The following is a 16,344-nucleotide window of genomic DNA, read 5'->3' as shown; positions in this document are numbered from 1 at the left end:
CGGCTCAGGCGGCCGCAAAAGCCGCCCGCAAAATATCTGCCATCCCCGCAATGGGGGCCGAAGCCGATTTTTGAACATACATTACGATCCCGGTGCGTCCGGGATCAGGCAGGCTATCGCCGTGATCAATCGCTTCGGTCTGCGCAGGCAGATTGCCTTCCATGGTTACGTGAATGGCCAAGTCGGCACTAACAGCGGCCTCGACCGCGTTGTCGTTTTCTGAATCCACGGCATATTCCCAAGGGATGCCGCTTTTCCCGAGCTCTTCGACGGTGCCCGGACGGAAGATGCAGTTTGAACAGAAAGCAACACGCAAAGGCCGCTCGCGCCATGTGCTGCCATTAATCGCCCCGATCCATACCAGTTTTTTTAGGGCAAGGATTTCGCCCCCTGCGTCTGGCTGCAGTTCGGTCGTCAGGATCAGGTCGCACTCCCCTTGAGCGAACTGTTTTTTCAGCGTCAGCGAGGGCAGGGAAATCAACTGCACTTTCATTCGCGGAAAATCTGCCGAGAACTTCTTAAGCACCTGAGGAATGGTCGGATAGATCACGTCATGGGGCACGCCCAGACGCAGCTCGCCCTCATAGTCCTCTGCCGTCAGCTTGCCCCATGCCTCATCGTTCAGGGCCACCAGCTTGCGGCTGTAGTGCAGCAACTGCTCACCGGACGAGGTCAGGCGAAGCCCCCGCCCCGACCGTTCCAGCAAGGACACGCCCAGCGTTTCTTCCAAACGCTTCAACTGCATTGAGACGGCTGATTGCGTCAAATTCAGAATGCCAGCCGCACGGGTCACACCGCCTGCATCAGCGACGGTCATGAAGGACCGTAGCACGCCAAGATCAAGATTTCTCATTCATCACAGTCCGTGATCATTAAAATCAAAAACATTCGTTTTACTAATACGGAACGCAAGGCGATATATCAACACAGGAAATATTTGAACGCCAATACATCACAAGAAGGAAGGCAATCATGCAAGATATTCGCACACGCATTCTCCCCCTGCCCCGCAGTGGCCAGTTTTTCAGCCAAATCGTTGCAATGATCCGTCTTGCCCGCCAACGCCGCGCCTTGGCGGCGCTCGATGACCACCAACTACGGGACATCGGACTGACACCTGAAGACGCCCGGCAGGAAGCCGAACGGCAGTTTTGGGACGTCCCGAACCACTGGCGCGGATAATATTTAAAAATCTCGGTGCTTGGCCCCTTTAAATCCTTGAAAAAAGGGGCCCGCATTCCGATATTGGAGTAGAAATCCGGCGGTCGCCGGGCTTGTCCAATTCGGAGAAAGACATGGCAGAATTTGATAATGTCCGTGCAGGCGTCGCAACAGGCGCTCGCACAGCCCATATCGACGAGGGCCTTCGCGCCCACATGAACAAAGTTTACGGCACAATGTCCGTAGGCATGCTGATCACATTTGCTGCGGCATGGGCCCTGTCCGGTCTGGCCGTCACAAGCGATCCGTCTCAGGCATCTGCACAGATCGGCGCGGATCAGTACCTGACAGGTCTTGGCTATGCGCTGTACGCGTCCCCGCTGAAGTGGGTCATCATGTTCGCACCGCTGCTGTTCGTCTTCGGCTTCTCGGCCGGCATTAACCGCATGTCCGCTGCGACAGCGCAGGTCGTTTTCTACGCCTTCGCCGCTGTGATGGGTATCTCCATCAGCTCGATCTTCATCGTCTTCACTGGCGTTTCGATTGCGCAGACGTTCCTTGTGACAGCAATCGCCTTTGCGGGCCTGTCGCTCTATGGCTACACCACCAAGAAGGATCTGTCCGGCTTCGGTACATTCCTTCTGATGGGTCTGATTGGTCTGATCGTCGCGTCGATCGTGAACCTCTTCCTTGGTTCCGGCGTTCTGTCGCTGGTGATCTCGGTGATCGGTGTTCTGATCTTCGCGGGCCTGACAGCCTACGACACACAGAAGATCAAAACAGATTACATCGAACATGCCCGCTATGGCGACAGCGAGTGGCTGGGCAAGTCGGCGATCATGGGCGCGCTGAGCCTGTACCTCGACTTCATCAACATGTTCATGTTCCTGCTGCAGTTCCTGGGCAACCGCGAATAACCACAGCCAGAGCAACAAAATAGAAAGGCCGGTCCTCGCGACCGGCCTTTTCTTTTGCCTACACCGCAAGTGCGATTAAAGAAGGCATTCCATCACAATCACCGGGAAACCGATGCCACCGCTCAATTGCACCTCGCCTTCCCCTAAAGACGTAAAGCCATTTGCGGAATAGAACGCTTCGGCATTCAATGTACTGAAGCATTGAAGCTTCATCATCCCCGATCCTTTGGCGTGTAACTTGATATGCGTGATAAGCGCCCGACCGATTCCCTGTCGCAGACGTCGATGATCCGTCGCCACATGACGCACATGCCCCACACCGCGCATCCCTTGTCCGCCTTTAGGCGGCTCCATACTCCAGCCACCTGCAGCAATAACATCTTTGTTTTCGTCCTCGACCACAAAGAAAAGGCCCGACGCCAGAAGCTCGGGCTGCGCGCGGGAAATGACCGGAAGTGCAGAAATATATGTGGCCGGAGAATAGTGCCCTTGCAACAAAACCGGATAGGACCGGCCGAACAACCTATCAACTGCTTCAAAATCTGATGGATCCGCTTGGCGAATTATCAGGTTGGTCTTATTGGCCATTTGGGCACCTCCCTGACGGGAATTAGCCCTGTTGCCCTAAACGCCAAGAATTAATGTGAACGAACGCAAAAAGCGCCGGTCTGATAACCAGACCGGCGCCAAAATTCCGAAAGGATTCGCAAGATTACTTAATCTTGCCTTCCTTGTATTCGACGTGCTTGCGCGCGACGGGGTCGTACTTACGAACAACCATCTTTTCTGTCATCGTACGCGCGTTTTTCTTGGTCACATAGAAGTGGCCTGTGCCTGCGGACGAATTCAGGCGGATTTTAATCGTTGTCGGCTTCGCCATTTTAGTTCTCCTGCGACAGGCACGGGCGGCCCGTAGAATGCTTTGAAGCCCGCCTTTTACCGATGGTAGCGCCCGAGTCAACCACCCCAGCGGTTTAATATGCGCGGAGAGCCTATAAGCCGGATTTTGTTCCCCACAAACCATGGTCTGTGGTTCGACGACCATTCCTCTAGACCGTCCGTTGCCGAACGGTTCAAGCTGCCAACCCGGACCCCTCGGGCTGAAGCGGCCCTACGGCGATATCTGAAGTTGCCCCCAGATCATGCCCCGCGCGGGGTCCCTATTTGGCATTGCTCCCGGTGGGGCTTGCCATGCGGGAACTGTTACCAGCCCCCCGGTGGGCTCTTACCCCACCGTTTCACCCTTACCGCGTGAACGCGGCGGTCTGTTTTCTGTGGCGCTATCCGTCAGGTTGCCCTGCCCGGGCGTTACCCGGCACCGTTGCTTCAGGGAGTCCGGACTTTCCTCGGACCATGAGGCCCGCGGCCATCCAGCCCTCCACGCGACGACGCGCATACGCATCGCTGTGGCAGCGGTCAATGGGAATAGCAGAGTGCTTTGGCAATTAGCGCAGAACGAACGGACGGCGCAGCCAATCCAAAAGCGCATCCGTCACCGCTTCGGGGGCCTCAAGACTGGGCACATGGCCCGCGTCCTTGATCACCGCCAATTGGGCATCCGGCATCAGATCAGCCAGAAAGGCCTGTCGTTTTTCGGTGCATATCTGATCGGCTTCGCCACACATCACCAATGTCGGCGCCTTACAGCGGCGCAGTGTGCCCTGCTGGTCGCGACGACGCTGCAGCGCGCGGAACTGGCGGATATAGGCCTCGACCCCAAGATCAGCGGCCATCAGTTGCAACTCATGCGCCACCGCGGCACGGGACGCTGTGGGCGCCAGACATGTCATCGGGACTTCTTCGCGGATCACATCGGCCAAACGCCCTGCCCGCGCCGCGATAAGGCGTGGTTCTCTTTCCGCCGCGCTCTGCGGTGTTTCCGCCAAGGGCGAGCTTGAGATCAACGCAAGGCGCGCCACGCGATCCGGCGCGCGGCGCAGGATCTCCATCGCGACGACGCCGCCAAATCCGTGACCGACCAACGCAATTTTGCTGGGAAGCGCCGTCAAAAGGCCCGATGCAATTTCTTCGATCCGTTCGCCCATTGCAGTCGGCAGAACCATAACAGGACGGAAACGGGACAGCGTGGCAATCTGATGCTGGAACAGGCGGGCGTCGCACATAAGGCCCGGCAACATAACGATTGTTTCGCTCATAAACCCCATACCGCGCTAGCGGCCCCTTGGTGCACTCGTGCCTGCGTTTCTTTGCGAACGCGTACTGGCCGATTTGTAGCACATCGCTGGCGCTTTGAAAGACTGCGCCACGCTGCTGACCCAAATTTTGCCGACCAATGCCCTTGCGATAGGCGGACGGGCGTGCCACCTGACGACCATGCAAATCGACACGCTGATCCTTGGGGCCGGAGCCGCCGGCATGATGTGCGCCATCCAGACGGGTGAGCGGACGCTGGTGATTGATCACGCCAAGGCCGCGGGCGAGAAAATCCGTATTTCTGGTGGCGGTCGCTGTAACTTTACGAACCTTGATATCCAGCCGGAAAACTATCTGGGTCAGAACCCGCATTTCCACAAATCCGCGCTAAGCCGCTACACCCAGTGGGATTTCATCGAACTGGTCGGACAGCACGGCATTGCATGGCATGAAAAGACGCTGGGCCAGCTGTTTTGCGACAACAGCGCCAAAGACATCATCGCGATGCTGTTGGATGAGATGGCCAAGGCCGGTGCGTCTTTGTGGCTGCAAACCTCATTGGCGGACCTGAGCCACGCGGATGGCATGTTTACGGCTGTTCTGGAAAGTGGCGGCAAGCGTAAGACGATCAAGGCGCGCAATCTGGTGGTCGCGACCGGTGGCAAATCCATCCCCAAGATGGGTGCGACAGGACTGGCCTATGATATCGCGCGCCAGTTTGGTCAGACGGTCACAGAAACGCGCCCCGCCCTTGTGCCCTTCACCTTCCCCGAAGGCCGCTTCAAGGCGCTCGCAGGCGTGGCTCAGCCCTGCCGCATGCATGCCCAAGGCCCCAGCTTTGACGAGGCGCTGCTGTTCACGCATCGCGGCCTTTCAGGCCCAGCTGCGCTGCAATGCTCAAGCTACTGGACAGAGGGCAAGCCGATCCACATCAACCTGCTGCCCACCGCCGCGCTGGCGCAGCACCTGAAAACCGTGCGCACGCAGATTGGCAAACGGAACCTGACCACTGAACTGACGAACTTCGTGCCGCAGCGGTTGGTCGATTTCCTGAAAGGGGAAATGGATCTGTCCGGCAATCTGGGCGACCTGTCAGACGCGCGCATTGATGCGCTGGAGCAGGCCTTCACCGCATGGGAGCTGTTTCCCGGTGGCACCGAAGGGTACCGCACCGCTGAAGTCACGCTGGGCGGCGTCAGCACGGATGGGCTGTCGTCCAAAACGATGGCCGCCAAAGACCTGCCCAACCTCTACTTCATCGGAGAGGCCGTTGACGTCACGGGCTGGCTGGGCGGCTATAATTTCCAGTGGGCGTGGTCATCCGGCTGGGCCGCCGGTCAGGACATTCGGGCGAAAGCCTAACCCTGCCCCAACTCGGCCAGAACGCAGGCCGCGAAATCTTCGCCGCGTTTTTCGAAGTTGTCGTACTGATCGAAACTTGCCGCAGCAGGTGCCAGAAGAACCACATCACCGCTTTGCGCATCAGCCTTGGCCTTGGCGACAGCGGTTTTCATATCGGTGCAAATCTCGGCCTCGACCCCATCGATCATCAGTGCGAACTGGGCAGCTTCGCGGCCAATCACATAGGCTTTGGTCACATAGGGTAGACCTGCCTTCAGATCGTCCAGACCACCCTCTTTCATCAGGCCACCACAAATCCAGCGGATTTTGGTAAAGGCCTGCAACGCCTTACACGCACTGTCGACGTTCGTGGCCTTCGAGTCGTTCACATAGCGCACGCCATCCGCCTCGGCGATCACCTGCGACCGGTGCGGAAGGCCCGCAAAGGTTTTGAAAGCAGCTTCGATCTGGCGGGGCCCAAGACCCAGCGCACGCGCCGCGGCATAGGCCGCACAGGCGTTCTGATGGTTATGCGCACCCGGAAGCCCAGCAATGTCGCGCAGATCAATCGAAGCAACCTGACGTCCCTTGCGCCATTCCGCCAAGAACCCCTTGCGCACGAACACATGCCAACCGGGGCCGGTCAGCTTTTGACCCGACGAAATACGGATCACCCGATCATCTTCGGCAGAGACCGACAGTTGGTTCGCCAGATAACGGCCTTCTTTTTCATCAACGCCAATCACAGCACGATCCGGCCCGCCTTCGGCAAACAACCGGCGCTTGGCTGCAAAGTAACCGCCAAACCCGCCGTGCCGATCCAGATGGTCCGGCGACATGTTCGTCAGAATCGCGACGTCAGGCGTCAGCGAGCGCGCCAGATCGGTTTGATAGCTGGACAGTTCCAGCACCACGACACCGCCATCTTCGGGCGGATCAATGTCCAGAACCCCGCGCCCAATATTGCCAGCCAGTTGCGACGAACGGCCCGCCTCGGACAGCACGTGATGAAGCAACGCGCTGGTGGTGGATTTTCCGTTAGACCCCGTGATGGCCACAACGCGCGGCACGGTGTCGTAGCTGTTCCAGTCTCCTTGCCCGAGCGAGGCAAAGAAAAGACCGATGTCATTGTCCACAGGCACGCCTGCGTCCCAAGCCAAGGCGATCACGGCGTTGGGGTTCGGGTAAAGGTGAGGGATACCGGGGCTGACGATCAGGCTGGCCACATCTTCAAACGCCCCGTCGCGGGACAGATCGCGCACTTCGAACCCTTCGGCCTCGGCCTTTTCTCGGGCGGCGGCATTGTCATCCCAGACGACCGGAATAGCCCCGCCTTCGCGCAGCGCGCGCGCAGCGGACAGACCGCTACGCCCCAGACCCAGAACAGCCACCTGACGACCTTCATAGCCCCGAACCGGTATCATCGCCCAACTCCTTCGGACAAATATGGGATTAGCGAACTTTCAGCGTCGCCAGACCGATCAGCGCCAAGATCAGCGAGATGATCCAGAAACGGATCACGATCTGCGGCTCGGCCCAACCCTTTTTCTCGTAATGGTGATGGATCGGCGCCATCAGGAAGACGCGCTTGCCTGTACGCTTGAAGTAAAGGACCTGAATGATCACGGACAGCGCCTCGACCACAAACAGGCCGCCAACGATCGCCAGAACAATCTCGTGCTTGGTCGAAACCGCAATCGCACCGAGCGCGCCGCCCAGTGCTAGCGAGCCTGTATCGCCCATGAACACAGCCGCAGGCGGGGCGTTGTACCAAAGAAAGCCCAAGCCGCCGCCAAAGATACCGGCGGTAAAGACAAGGATTTCGCCCGTTCCAGGCACATAGTGCACGTCCAGATATTCGGTCACGTCCACGCGGCCCACGGCATAGGCAATGATGCCCAGCGTCCCTGCCGCAATCATCACCGGCATAATCGCCAGACCATCCAGACCATCGGTCAGGTTCACCGCGTTCGCAGAGCCCACGATGACGATCACCGCGAAGGGAACAAAGAAGTACCCGAGGTTCAGTAGAGTGTCTTTAAAGATCGGGAAGGCCAGTTGGTTGGCCAGAGCATCGGGGTGATATTGCGTCGCCCAAAAGCCTGCGACAGCGGCGATCAGGAAGCCCAGAAGCAAACGCACCTTGCCGGAAACGCCCGCCGTGTTCTGCTTTTTCACCTTGGCATAGTCGTCGGCAAAACCGATGGCGGCATAGCTGAGCGTGACGAAAAGAACCAACCAGACAAAGGGGTTATTCAATCGCGCCCACAGCAAGGTCGAGGTGATAACCGCGCCGATAATCAGCAAACCACCCATGGTGGGCGTGCCTGCTTTTACAAAATGGCTTTCGGGGCCATCGCTCCGGATCGGCTGGCCTTTGCCCTGCTTGCGGCGCAACACGTTGATCAGAGGCGGGCCGAACAGAAAACCGAACAACAAAGCGGTCAGAAACGCACCACCGGCCCGGAACGTGATATAGCGGAACAGGTTGAACACCCCTCCCCCGTCCGAAAGCTCGGTCAGCCAGTACAGCATGGTGTTTCCCCTTATCTCTGCTCGGTCTTTTGGGTCCAAACGGGACCGGTAATCGTCTTATAACTCAGATTGCGCGGGGCCTTGACGCATTTTTCGTATCGCGTCAACCAGACGCCCCAACCGCATGGACAGCGACGCTTTGACAAGCACAACATCGCCTGCATCAAGGTCTTTGCTAAGACGCGTCTGCATCGCTTCGACGTCTTCGGCCCAATGCCCGCGTTTTTCCGCAGGCAATGCCTTCCACAACTCGCGCATCAGCGGGCCAACGCAATGGACCAGGTCGATTTTCGTCATCGACGGGTGCTGCGCCAGCGCGGCGTGAAGATCCTTTTCGCCTTTGCCCAATTCGCGCATGTCCCCCAGATAGGCGATACGGCGGCCACGGGCGACGCGCCCCAAACCATCGGTCACATCAGATGCCGCCAGCACCTCGAGCGCGGCACCAACGGACGCGGGATTGGCGTTGTAGGAATCGTCGATCAGCTCGATCGACATTTCAGGATAGACGGCGTCCAGCGGAATAACCTCGCGTTGGCCACGGCCCGCGCCGGGCAACCATTGGCCCAAATCCGCATAGCTTTTGGCCCGATCCAGCCCAAGGGTTTGCGCAACTGCAAGAACGGCCAAGCCGTTGATCGCGAAATGACGTCCCTGTGCCTGCACCTTATACAGCAGCGGCGTGCGCCATCCGCGGCCTTGGGCCACCGTCGTGGTGTCCTTGATGCGAATGTCCGTGGCGCGGTGATGGTTATCCGCGCCTTCGCCAAACGTCACGACGCGTTCGGCATATTTCTCGGCCGTTTCGATCAGGATCGGCGTCGTCGGCAGATCGCCGTTCAGGATCGCGGTGCCGCCTGCCTCTAGCCCCTCAAAGATCGACGCCTTTTCGCGGGCAATGCCTTCGATGCTTTCGAATGCCGCCAGATGCGCAGGCGCGACGATGGTCACAACGGCGATATGCGGGCGGGCCATTTTGGCCAAGGGCGCGATTTCACCGGGGTGGTTCATGCCGATCTCGATCACTGCGAAATCGGTGTCGGCTGGCATGCGGGCCAGTGTCAGGGGCACACCCCAATGGTTGTTGTAGCTGGCCTCGGCGGCGTGGGTCTTGCCCTGCCCTGACAGAACAGTGCGCAACATTTCCTTGGTCGAAGTTTTGCCGACAGACCCAGTGATTGCCACGACCTTGGCCTTGGTCCGCGCGCGGGCGGCACGGCCCAGATCCTCAAGACCCGTCAGAACATCATCCACCAGCAAAAGCGGTGCATCGTCGGCGACGCCTTCGGGAATGCGGCTGACCAGTGCTGCGCCAGCGCCGTTTTCCAAGGCTTGCGCAACAAAATCATGCCCGTCACGTGCGGCCTTCAAGGCCACAAACAGATCGCCCTTTTGAATGGTACGCGTATCGATGGAAACGCCATTGACGGTCCAGTCGCCGATGGCTTTGCCTTTGGTTGCCGCTGCGGCCTCGGATGCGGTCCAGAGTGTCATGCAAGCTTCCCGTCAAGTGCTGCTACGGCCACGCTGGCCTGTTCGGCGTCATCAAACGGATAGACCGTGTCGCCAATGGTTTGTCCGGTCTCATGCCCCTTGCCGCAGATCAGCAGAACATCACCGGCCTCAAGTGCATCAATCCCGCGCAAGATCGCCTCGGCCCGGTCACCGATTTCCAGCGCGTCCGGTGCGCCTTCCATCACGGCGGCGCGGATCGTTGCGGGGTCTTCGCTACGGGGGTTGTCGTCGGTGACGATGACCAGATCGGCATGTTCTGCTGCCGCAGCGCCCATCAGCGGGCGTTTCCCCGGATCACGATCCCCACCAGCGCCAATGATTGCTACCAAACGCCCCATCACATGCGGACGCAGAGCCGTAATTGCTGTTTCGACGGCGTCAGGGGTGTGGGCATAGTCCACAAACACAGACGCCCCGTTGTCGCGCGTCGCGGCCAGTTGCATCCGACCACGGACCGTTTCCAGACGCGGCAGAACGTTGAACACCTCATCCGCGTCGGCACCGCAGGCAATGACTAGACCAGCGGCAAGCAATACGTTTTCGCCTTGGAACCCACCGATCAGGTTCAGGTGCATCTGGCGCACCGTCCCGTCCATCCGCACGCGAATGTCCTGACCGGTCGAGTTAAAGCGCTGACCCATCAGACAAATATCGGCACCTTCGGCACGACCAACGGTATAAAGCGCCTGCCCGCGTGCCTGCGCAATCGCCGCCATATCCACCCCACGGGGATCGTCGATATTGATCACCGCAGCAGCGTCTTCGGGCAGAACGCGTGCGAACAACCCTGCCTTGGCGGCAAAGTAGTCCTCGAACGTGGCGTGGTAATCCAGATGGTCCTGCGTAAAATTCGTAAAGCCCGCCGCCTTCAGCGTCACGCCATCCAGCCTGCGCTGTTCCAGACCGTGGCTCGAGGCCTCCATCGCGGCGTGGGTGATCCCCGCCTGCGCGGCACTGGCCAGAGCGCGATGCAGGGTGATCGGTTCGGGTGTTGTGTGATGCAACGGCGCATGCCAGTCGCCCTCAACCCCTGTTGTGCCCAGATTGATCGCCTGAAGCCCCAGTTCCTGCCAGATGCGGCGCGCAAAGCTGGCGACACTGGTTTTGCCGTTCGTGCCGGTGACCGCAATCATGTTCGCAGGCTGGGCGCCAAACCAAAGCGCCGCCGTAAAGGCCAACGTCTGACGCGGATCAGAGACGACAACCATCGCCGGATCATATTCCGCGATGGCCTCGGCTGCGGCTTCTGCGCCTTCGCTGTCCGTCAGGATCACGTTTGCACCTGCGGCCAAAGCATTGGGGATGAAGCGCGCGCCATGAACATTTGTCCCCGGCAGTGCGGCAAACAGAACGCCCTCCGTCACCTCCCGGCTGTCTACGACCAAACCGGTCACAACGGCCTCGCGCCCGCCGCGCGCTGTCAAACCCAATTCGCTTAACGTCTTCTTCTGGCTCAAAGCAGCCCCCACATGTCGTGACACGAACGATTGTTCCAGCCCCTCATGCCCGTAATCGGCTGCCACCTGCAAGACCTGCCATGACGAAGGCTTAGTTCGAGGTCATCACCACGGGTGAGTTTTGTTCATATTCAGGACGCAAGCCCAGCAAAGGCGCGATACGTCCGATCATTTCTGCGGCCACTGGCACAGCCGTCCAACCCGCGGTACGGCGCGGTTTGTCGCCGCTGTTTTCCGACGGCTCGTCCAACGTCACGACCAGCACATATTTCGGATCATGAGCCGGGAACATGGACGCGAAAGTCGCGATGACTTTATCTTTATAATAGCCGCCCCCGCGTTCCTTCGGCTTGTCGGCGGTACCAGTTTTACCGCCCACGTAGTAGCCGGGCACTTCACCAAAGCTGGCTGTACCTTCGGTCACAACCTTGCGCAGCATGGTTCGCGCCGCAGCCGCTGTGTCGGGACGCATGATGCGTTCGCCGTAGCGCGGGCCGGATTGCTTCAGAAGCGTCGGCGTCACCTGATAGCCGCCGTTCGCGATGGTCGCATAAGCCTGTGCCAAATGCAGCGGAGATGCGGATAGGCCATGACCATAGCTGATCGTCATCGTCGACAGTTCGGACCAGTTCGGCGGCAGCAAGGGCTTGCCGCCCTTGGCTTCGGCGATCTCAAGTTTGGTGGGTTCAAAGAAACCAAGCTTGCCGAGGAAATCCTTCTGGCGATCCACACCGATCATCTGCGCGATACGCGCGGTGCCGATGTTTGACGACTTCACGATGATCTTGGTGACCGAAAGCTCTTTGCCGTAGTCATGGAAGTCGCGGATCTTGTGTTTACCCCAGCGCAGCGGGCCCTTGGTGTCGATCATCGTTTCCGCGTTGACCAGACCCAATTCCATCGCTTGTGCAGTGGTGAAAATTTTGAACGTCGATCCCAGTTCGTAAACGCCTTGTACCGCACGGTTGAACAGCGGGCTGTCCGAAGGCGAACCTTCGACAGGCGGTGCCGGTCGATCGTTGGGGTCGAAATCGGGAAGCGAGGCGATCGAGACAACCTCACCAGTGTGAACATCCATAAGGACCGCTGTCGCGCCCTTCGCGTTCATCAGCATCATGCCGCCTGCAAGAACACGTTCGACCGCCGCCTGAACTGTCAGGTCCAGCGAAAGCTGCACAGGGCGGCCTTCCCGTGCGGGATCGCGCAGGTCGTCGTCAAGGAAACGTTCAAGACCGGCGGTACCAACGACCTCGGCGGAATGCACGCCCTCCTGACCGAAACGGGTGCCCCCCAGAACATGGGCTGCCAACGCACCGTTGGGATAAAGACGCATTTCACGCGGACCGAACAGCAAGCCAGGCTCACCGATATCGTGAACCGCTTGCTTTTGTTCGGGCGAGATTTTCTTGCGCACCCAAACGAATTTGCGATTGCCGGAAAAGTCCTTGATCAGACGCTCTTCATCCAGTTCGGGAAAAATCTGAACCAAGGCTTTGGCCGTCCGCTCGGGTTCGATCATCTGCTGGGGATGGGCGTAAAGCGAATGGGTTTCCATGTTGGTCGCAAGGATACGGCCCTTGCGGTCCACAATGTCCGAACGCGCAGCAACAATAGACGCGCCCTGCGTCTGCGCGCGCGGCTCAGAAGGCTCGGACGCAGAAAGCATCCCCATCCGCGTGCCGATCACCGAAAACGCACAAAAGAACATGACGCCAAGAACCAACAAACGCCCCTCGGCGCGGGTGCGTGCGCTGTCGCGCATCTGTTCATGACGGATGCGCAGGTTTTCCCGTTCGATGGCGTCCGGATTTTCGCCCTTTTTACGGGCGTCCAGAATGCGGGCTAGCGGACGAAGCGGTGTGCGGATCATGGCTTCTCGGCTCCTGCGCTGGTCACATCAACCGGTTGCGACAAATCAAGGCTGGGCGGTGCGGGGTACGCCACCTGATCGGCGCGCCCGAATTGGTCGGGGCGGAACGGCAACAGACCCAAACGGTCAAAGTTCAGTTCGGCCAGATCGCGCAGACGGTCAGGACGGTTCAGATAGGCCCATTCGGCCCGCAAAACCGCCAGACGTTCGCGCGCCAGACCGATGTCGCGCTGCAAACGCTCGACCTCGGAAATCGCGGCCTGAGTTTTGTAATTCTCGTGATAGGCCCAAAACGCGAGGCCAATCACCGACAGAAAGGTCATGACATAAATCAGCGTACGCATCAGTGTTTGCCCTTCTTCAGCTGTGGCATTGCGATGTCTTTTGGGTTGATGTCACCGGTCGGCACGTCGGTGCGCCGCGCCACGCGAAGCTTGGCCGAACGGGAGCGCGGGTTTTCTTGCAACTCGGTTTTGTCCGGTCCGACGGCCTTGTTCGTCAGAATTTCGAACTGCGCTGGAATGTCTTCCTGCATCGGCTGATAGCGGTTGGCCCGCCCTGTTTTCCCGCCCCGCAACTGCATGAACCGTTTCACCATCCGGTCTTCGACCGAATGGAACGTCACAACGGCCAGCAAACCGCCGGGTTTCAAGGCGCGTTCTGCGGCCATCAGACCTTCGTACAGTGCATCATATTCATCGTTCACAGCAATCCGCAGCGCCTGAAAGCTGCGTGTCGCGGGATGGGACTGATTGGGTTTCGGGCGCGGCAAGCAGCCCTCGACAATCTCAGCCAGACGCAGAGTTGTCGTGATCGGCTCTTCAGCGCGCGCTTTAACAATCGCCTTCGCAATCCGGCGCGAGGCACGTTCTTCGCCATAGATAAACAGGATTTCGGCCAATTCGACCTCATCCAGTTCGTTGACCAGATCAGCCGCGCTTGGACCATCTTGCGACATTCGCATGTCCAAGGGGCCCTCCCTCATGAAGGAAAAGCCGCGATCGGCCAAATCCAACTGCATCGAACTGACGCCAAGATCCAGAACAACGCCATCAACGTCGGACGCGACCTGATCCATATCTGCGAAATTCGCCTGAACGAGCTTGATCTTGCCGCCGAACTCATCCAGCCACGGCGCAGCCATCTGGTGGGCCAATGGATCGCGGTCGATCCCGATCACCTGATCAGCGCCCGCTTCGACCAAGGCACGGGAATAGCCACCTGCGCCAAAGGTTCCATCGATCCATGTGCCGGAAACGGGCGAAACGGCCTCAATCAGCGGACGCAAAAGGACGGGGATATGAGGTGCATCAGGCTTGGCGGACGCGGCAGCGGCCATCTCCTTAGCCCCCCTGAACCTGATCAAGGAAGATCAGCGGATCGACATCTTCGGGAAGATCGTCCAGCCATTCTTCTTCGACAGCTTTTTCTTCGGTGTCATAGGTCTCGGGGTTCCAGATCTGGAACGTATCACCCGAGGCAATAAAGAACGCCTCGCCGGACAAACCGATTTTTTCGCGCAGCTTCGCGCTTAGAACGATGCGGCCTGTCTCGTCTACGGACGTATCAACCGACTGACCCGAGAAGAGACGCTCAAGCATCTTACGTTCTTTGGACCCGCGGGGCAGCGCCTCGATCTTTTCGTCCACCTCTTCGATGGCATTGATCGTATAGCACTCAAGGTATTTGCGGCGGCTGTCGCCATAGACGATGACGAACTCGGGGCTCTTACCATCGACCCAACCGGGATCACCCGCTTCGAGGACACGACGAAAAGAGGCTGGGATAGACACCCGCCCCTTAGTGTCGACCTTATGTCGACTCTCGCCTCTGAACCTCAGCCTGCGGCCCACGTGCCCGGCCCCTTCTACCTGTCCCCCTGAACGAAAAACGGCGGGTTGATCTGCTGCCAATGATCAACCCGCCGCCTGGTCCCGCTTGGGCGGGAGGATCCCGATCGCGCGCGCCACCTGGGGGGATGTCTGCTCGCTCGCACGCCGGAATTCCGTTTTTTCGATGAAGGGCGAGGCCTGTATGAAACCTGCTTATTGTTTTTATTCGGGATTTTGTTTCGCGGTTTTTGTTTTTATCCGCTTCACTCGACCCTCATCGTGTTACTAGGGATGCCACGGGATTTCATGGGAAGCAACAAAAATTTTCAGGGGAAATTGCTACATCTTGTTTTCCACACCTGTGGATAACTAAATAAAGGCACGAGATTCACATTTCAATCGCACTTATTTCGCGTAAACGTGATCTCAGTACACTATATGTAGTGCCACGCAAAGCTGGATCACCTGACCCACGATTTCCCAAAAAAATTTTCACAGGTCAGGATTTCCCTGCCTTCTGGCACAAAATTGGCCGCATTTTTCGAAGAATCGCGCCTCGTCCCATACGGGACCATGGCCAAATCACCCCAAAACCCAAATCAGACCATACATTCCCATAAGGGGCGCCCATGCTTTCCCATGACCGGTTAAAACGATCACAATCAAGCGCCGCGCAGTTCTTTTATACAGAAGAGAAAGACCACCCAACTCCACCCCAGCCAGCCCGATCTGAAACCAAGCCTTATAATAAAGTCAGCCGCACAGCTAAGCGCAGGCAGATTCTGCGCGCATCGAAAGCAGCGATCTGACCTGCATTTAATGCATCCAGGCCACCTGCCCTTTTTCAACGACTCGATGGCACCTTTCAGAGCCCCCCTGACCACGCATTGTGAATCAGCCCGCCCTTCAATCACACGAGTCGCCATTTTTACGCGCGCAAAGTTGATTCAGCGATCAATTTACGCGGTATCTAACGCGTTAAAGCCCCTCTTTTGAGAGAGAAGTGACCCCACGTCACATTCCGCCATCAAGATACAGCATTGAAAACAAACGGTTTCCTCCATGCATTTTCTGCATAGCAGCATTGCCGTACTGTCCATTGTGCAAGCGCAGCAAATCCCCCATTTTCAACTCAACGAAACGACACACACATCGCGAGGACGTCAAAATGGCATTCGCAGCAAACATCACTTCCGCACGGGGCAACGGCCTCTCCGCAATCGCAGCAAACGTTGTTGCATCGGTCAAAGAAGCAGCGGCGCGCCGCCGTGTCTTCAAGCAGACCTTCAACGAGCTGCAGTCGCTTTCCAACCGCGAACTGGCGGACCTGGGCATCAACCGCTCCATGATCCGTTCTATCGCTCTGGAAGCTGCTAACGCGAAGTAAACGACGCGTTCGGGGCCGGAAGGCACCGGAAAGAATTCGGAAGCAACTTGTTTCCACAAATTTGAAGACCTATCTCCTCCCTCCCTTGGTCTTCATTTTATAGCGACGGGATCTGCTCCTCCCTTTGATCCTGTCGCACCTAACATAGGGATATCGGCGCAAGGCGCTGCTGATC

At 58.3% G+C, this 16,344-nt stretch carries 16 protein-coding genes and 1 other RNA gene; 4 read left to right on the top strand and 13 right to left on the bottom strand.

Translation table 11 applies throughout. The annotated features are described in order from the left end of the window. Positions 1–4: 4 nt before the first annotated feature. A complete protein-coding gene (locus AC4FIA_RS07720; RefSeq protein ID WP_490365371.1) occupies positions 5–853 on the bottom strand; it encodes a LysR family transcriptional regulator in 849 nt (282 codons plus the stop codon). A gap of 119 nt (positions 854–972) precedes the next feature. Here AC4FIA_RS07720 and AC4FIA_RS07715 point away from each other — a divergent pair, with 119 nt between their 5' ends. After that, positions 973–1,182 (top strand): DUF1127 domain-containing protein, encoded by a 210-nt coding sequence (locus AC4FIA_RS07715; protein WP_490365370.1) that lies wholly within the window; start codon positions 973–975, stop codon positions 1,180–1,182. A 113-nt stretch (positions 1,183–1,295) separates the two neighbouring features. Then, positions 1,296–2,078, top strand: coding sequence for a Bax inhibitor-1/YccA family protein (locus AC4FIA_RS07710; protein ID WP_287476962.1), 783 nt, complete (start codon positions 1,296–1,298; stop codon positions 2,076–2,078). Between the two features lie 75 nt (positions 2,079–2,153). Here the strand turns inward: AC4FIA_RS07710 and AC4FIA_RS07705 are convergent, their stop codons facing one another. The 4 genes from AC4FIA_RS07705 to AC4FIA_RS07690 form a co-directional block, all read right to left on the bottom strand. After that, positions 2,154–2,666: a GNAT family N-acetyltransferase gene (locus AC4FIA_RS07705; RefSeq protein WP_490365369.1), complete on the bottom strand. Its 513-nt coding sequence runs from the start codon at positions 2,664–2,666 to the stop codon at positions 2,154–2,156. Positions 2,667–2,790: 124 nt separating this feature from the next. After that, entirely contained in the window at positions 2,791–2,958 is a 168-nt protein-coding gene (gene rpmG, locus AC4FIA_RS07700; RefSeq protein WP_011454349.1) for a 50S ribosomal protein L33, read from the bottom strand. Positions 2,959–3,057: 99 nt separating this feature from the next. Continuing rightward, an RNA gene (gene rnpB / locus AC4FIA_RS07695) (RNase P RNA component class A) lies at positions 3,058–3,460 on the bottom strand. Positions 3,461–3,523: 63 nt separating this feature from the next. Beyond that, positions 3,524–4,234, bottom strand: a complete 711-nt coding sequence (locus AC4FIA_RS07690; protein ID WP_490365368.1) for an alpha/beta fold hydrolase — start codon at positions 4,232–4,234, stop codon at positions 3,524–3,526. 178 nt (positions 4,235–4,412) lie between these two features. Between AC4FIA_RS07690 and AC4FIA_RS07685 the strand changes: the two genes are divergently transcribed. Then, positions 4,413–5,594 (top strand): BaiN/RdsA family NAD(P)/FAD-dependent oxidoreductase, encoded by a 1,182-nt coding sequence (locus AC4FIA_RS07685; protein WP_490365367.1) that lies wholly within the window; start codon positions 4,413–4,415, stop codon positions 5,592–5,594. On the opposite strand, the gene murD is transcribed toward AC4FIA_RS07685, so the two are convergent. The 8 genes from murD to mraZ form a co-directional block, all read right to left on the bottom strand. Beyond that, the gene (gene murD, locus AC4FIA_RS07680; RefSeq protein WP_490365366.1) at positions 5,591–6,997 is read right to left on the bottom strand and encodes a UDP-N-acetylmuramoyl-L-alanine--D-glutamate ligase; all 1,407 of its coding nucleotides are present in this window, start codon (positions 6,995–6,997) and stop codon (positions 5,591–5,593) included. The two genes, AC4FIA_RS07685 and murD, sit on opposite strands and share 4 nt — an antisense overlap. Positions 6,998–7,025: 28 nt before the next feature. Further along, positions 7,026–8,108 (bottom strand): phospho-N-acetylmuramoyl-pentapeptide-transferase, encoded by a 1,083-nt coding sequence (mraY, locus tag AC4FIA_RS07675; RefSeq protein ID WP_490365365.1) that lies wholly within the window; start codon positions 8,106–8,108, stop codon positions 7,026–7,028. A gap of 57 nt (positions 8,109–8,165) precedes the next feature. Beyond that, positions 8,166–9,602 (bottom strand): UDP-N-acetylmuramoyl-tripeptide--D-alanyl-D-alanine ligase, encoded by a 1,437-nt coding sequence (locus tag AC4FIA_RS07670; RefSeq protein ID WP_490365364.1) that lies wholly within the window; start codon positions 9,600–9,602, stop codon positions 8,166–8,168. Beyond that, a complete protein-coding gene (locus tag AC4FIA_RS07665; RefSeq protein ID WP_103911163.1) occupies positions 9,599–11,080 on the bottom strand; it encodes a UDP-N-acetylmuramoyl-L-alanyl-D-glutamate--2,6-diaminopimelate ligase in 1,482 nt (493 codons plus the stop codon). Before AC4FIA_RS07665 ends, AC4FIA_RS07670 begins: the two co-directional genes overlap by 4 nt. Positions 11,081–11,171: 91 nt before the next feature. Next, entirely contained in the window at positions 11,172–12,950 is a 1,779-nt protein-coding gene (locus AC4FIA_RS07660) for a peptidoglycan D,D-transpeptidase FtsI family protein (protein ID WP_490365363.1), read from the bottom strand. After that, positions 12,947–13,294: a cell division protein FtsL gene (ftsL, locus tag AC4FIA_RS07655; protein ID WP_287476501.1), complete on the bottom strand. Its 348-nt coding sequence runs from the start codon at positions 13,292–13,294 to the stop codon at positions 12,947–12,949. The genes AC4FIA_RS07660 and ftsL overlap by 4 nt, the downstream gene beginning before the upstream one ends. After that, on the bottom strand, positions 13,294–14,289 hold the full coding sequence (gene rsmH / locus AC4FIA_RS07650) for a 16S rRNA (cytosine(1402)-N(4))-methyltransferase RsmH (protein WP_490365362.1): 996 nt from the start codon (positions 14,287–14,289) through the stop codon (positions 13,294–13,296). The genes ftsL and rsmH overlap by 1 nt, the downstream gene beginning before the upstream one ends. A gap of 4 nt (positions 14,290–14,293) precedes the next feature. Next, entirely contained in the window at positions 14,294–14,803 is a 510-nt protein-coding gene (gene mraZ, locus AC4FIA_RS07645) for a division/cell wall cluster transcriptional repressor MraZ (RefSeq protein WP_490365361.1), read from the bottom strand. 1,147 nt (positions 14,804–15,950) lie between these two features. Between mraZ and AC4FIA_RS07640 the strand changes: the two genes are divergently transcribed. Further along, entirely contained in the window at positions 15,951–16,169 is a 219-nt protein-coding gene (locus AC4FIA_RS07640; protein ID WP_490365360.1) for a DUF1127 domain-containing protein, read from the top strand. Positions 16,170–16,344 lie beyond the last annotated feature (175 nt).

The sequence above is a fragment of the Thalassococcus sp. genome (assembly GCF_982780845.1).
The sequence above is the reverse complement of the archived record's forward strand: the minus strand, read 5'-3'. Positions and strand labels throughout refer to the sequence as shown.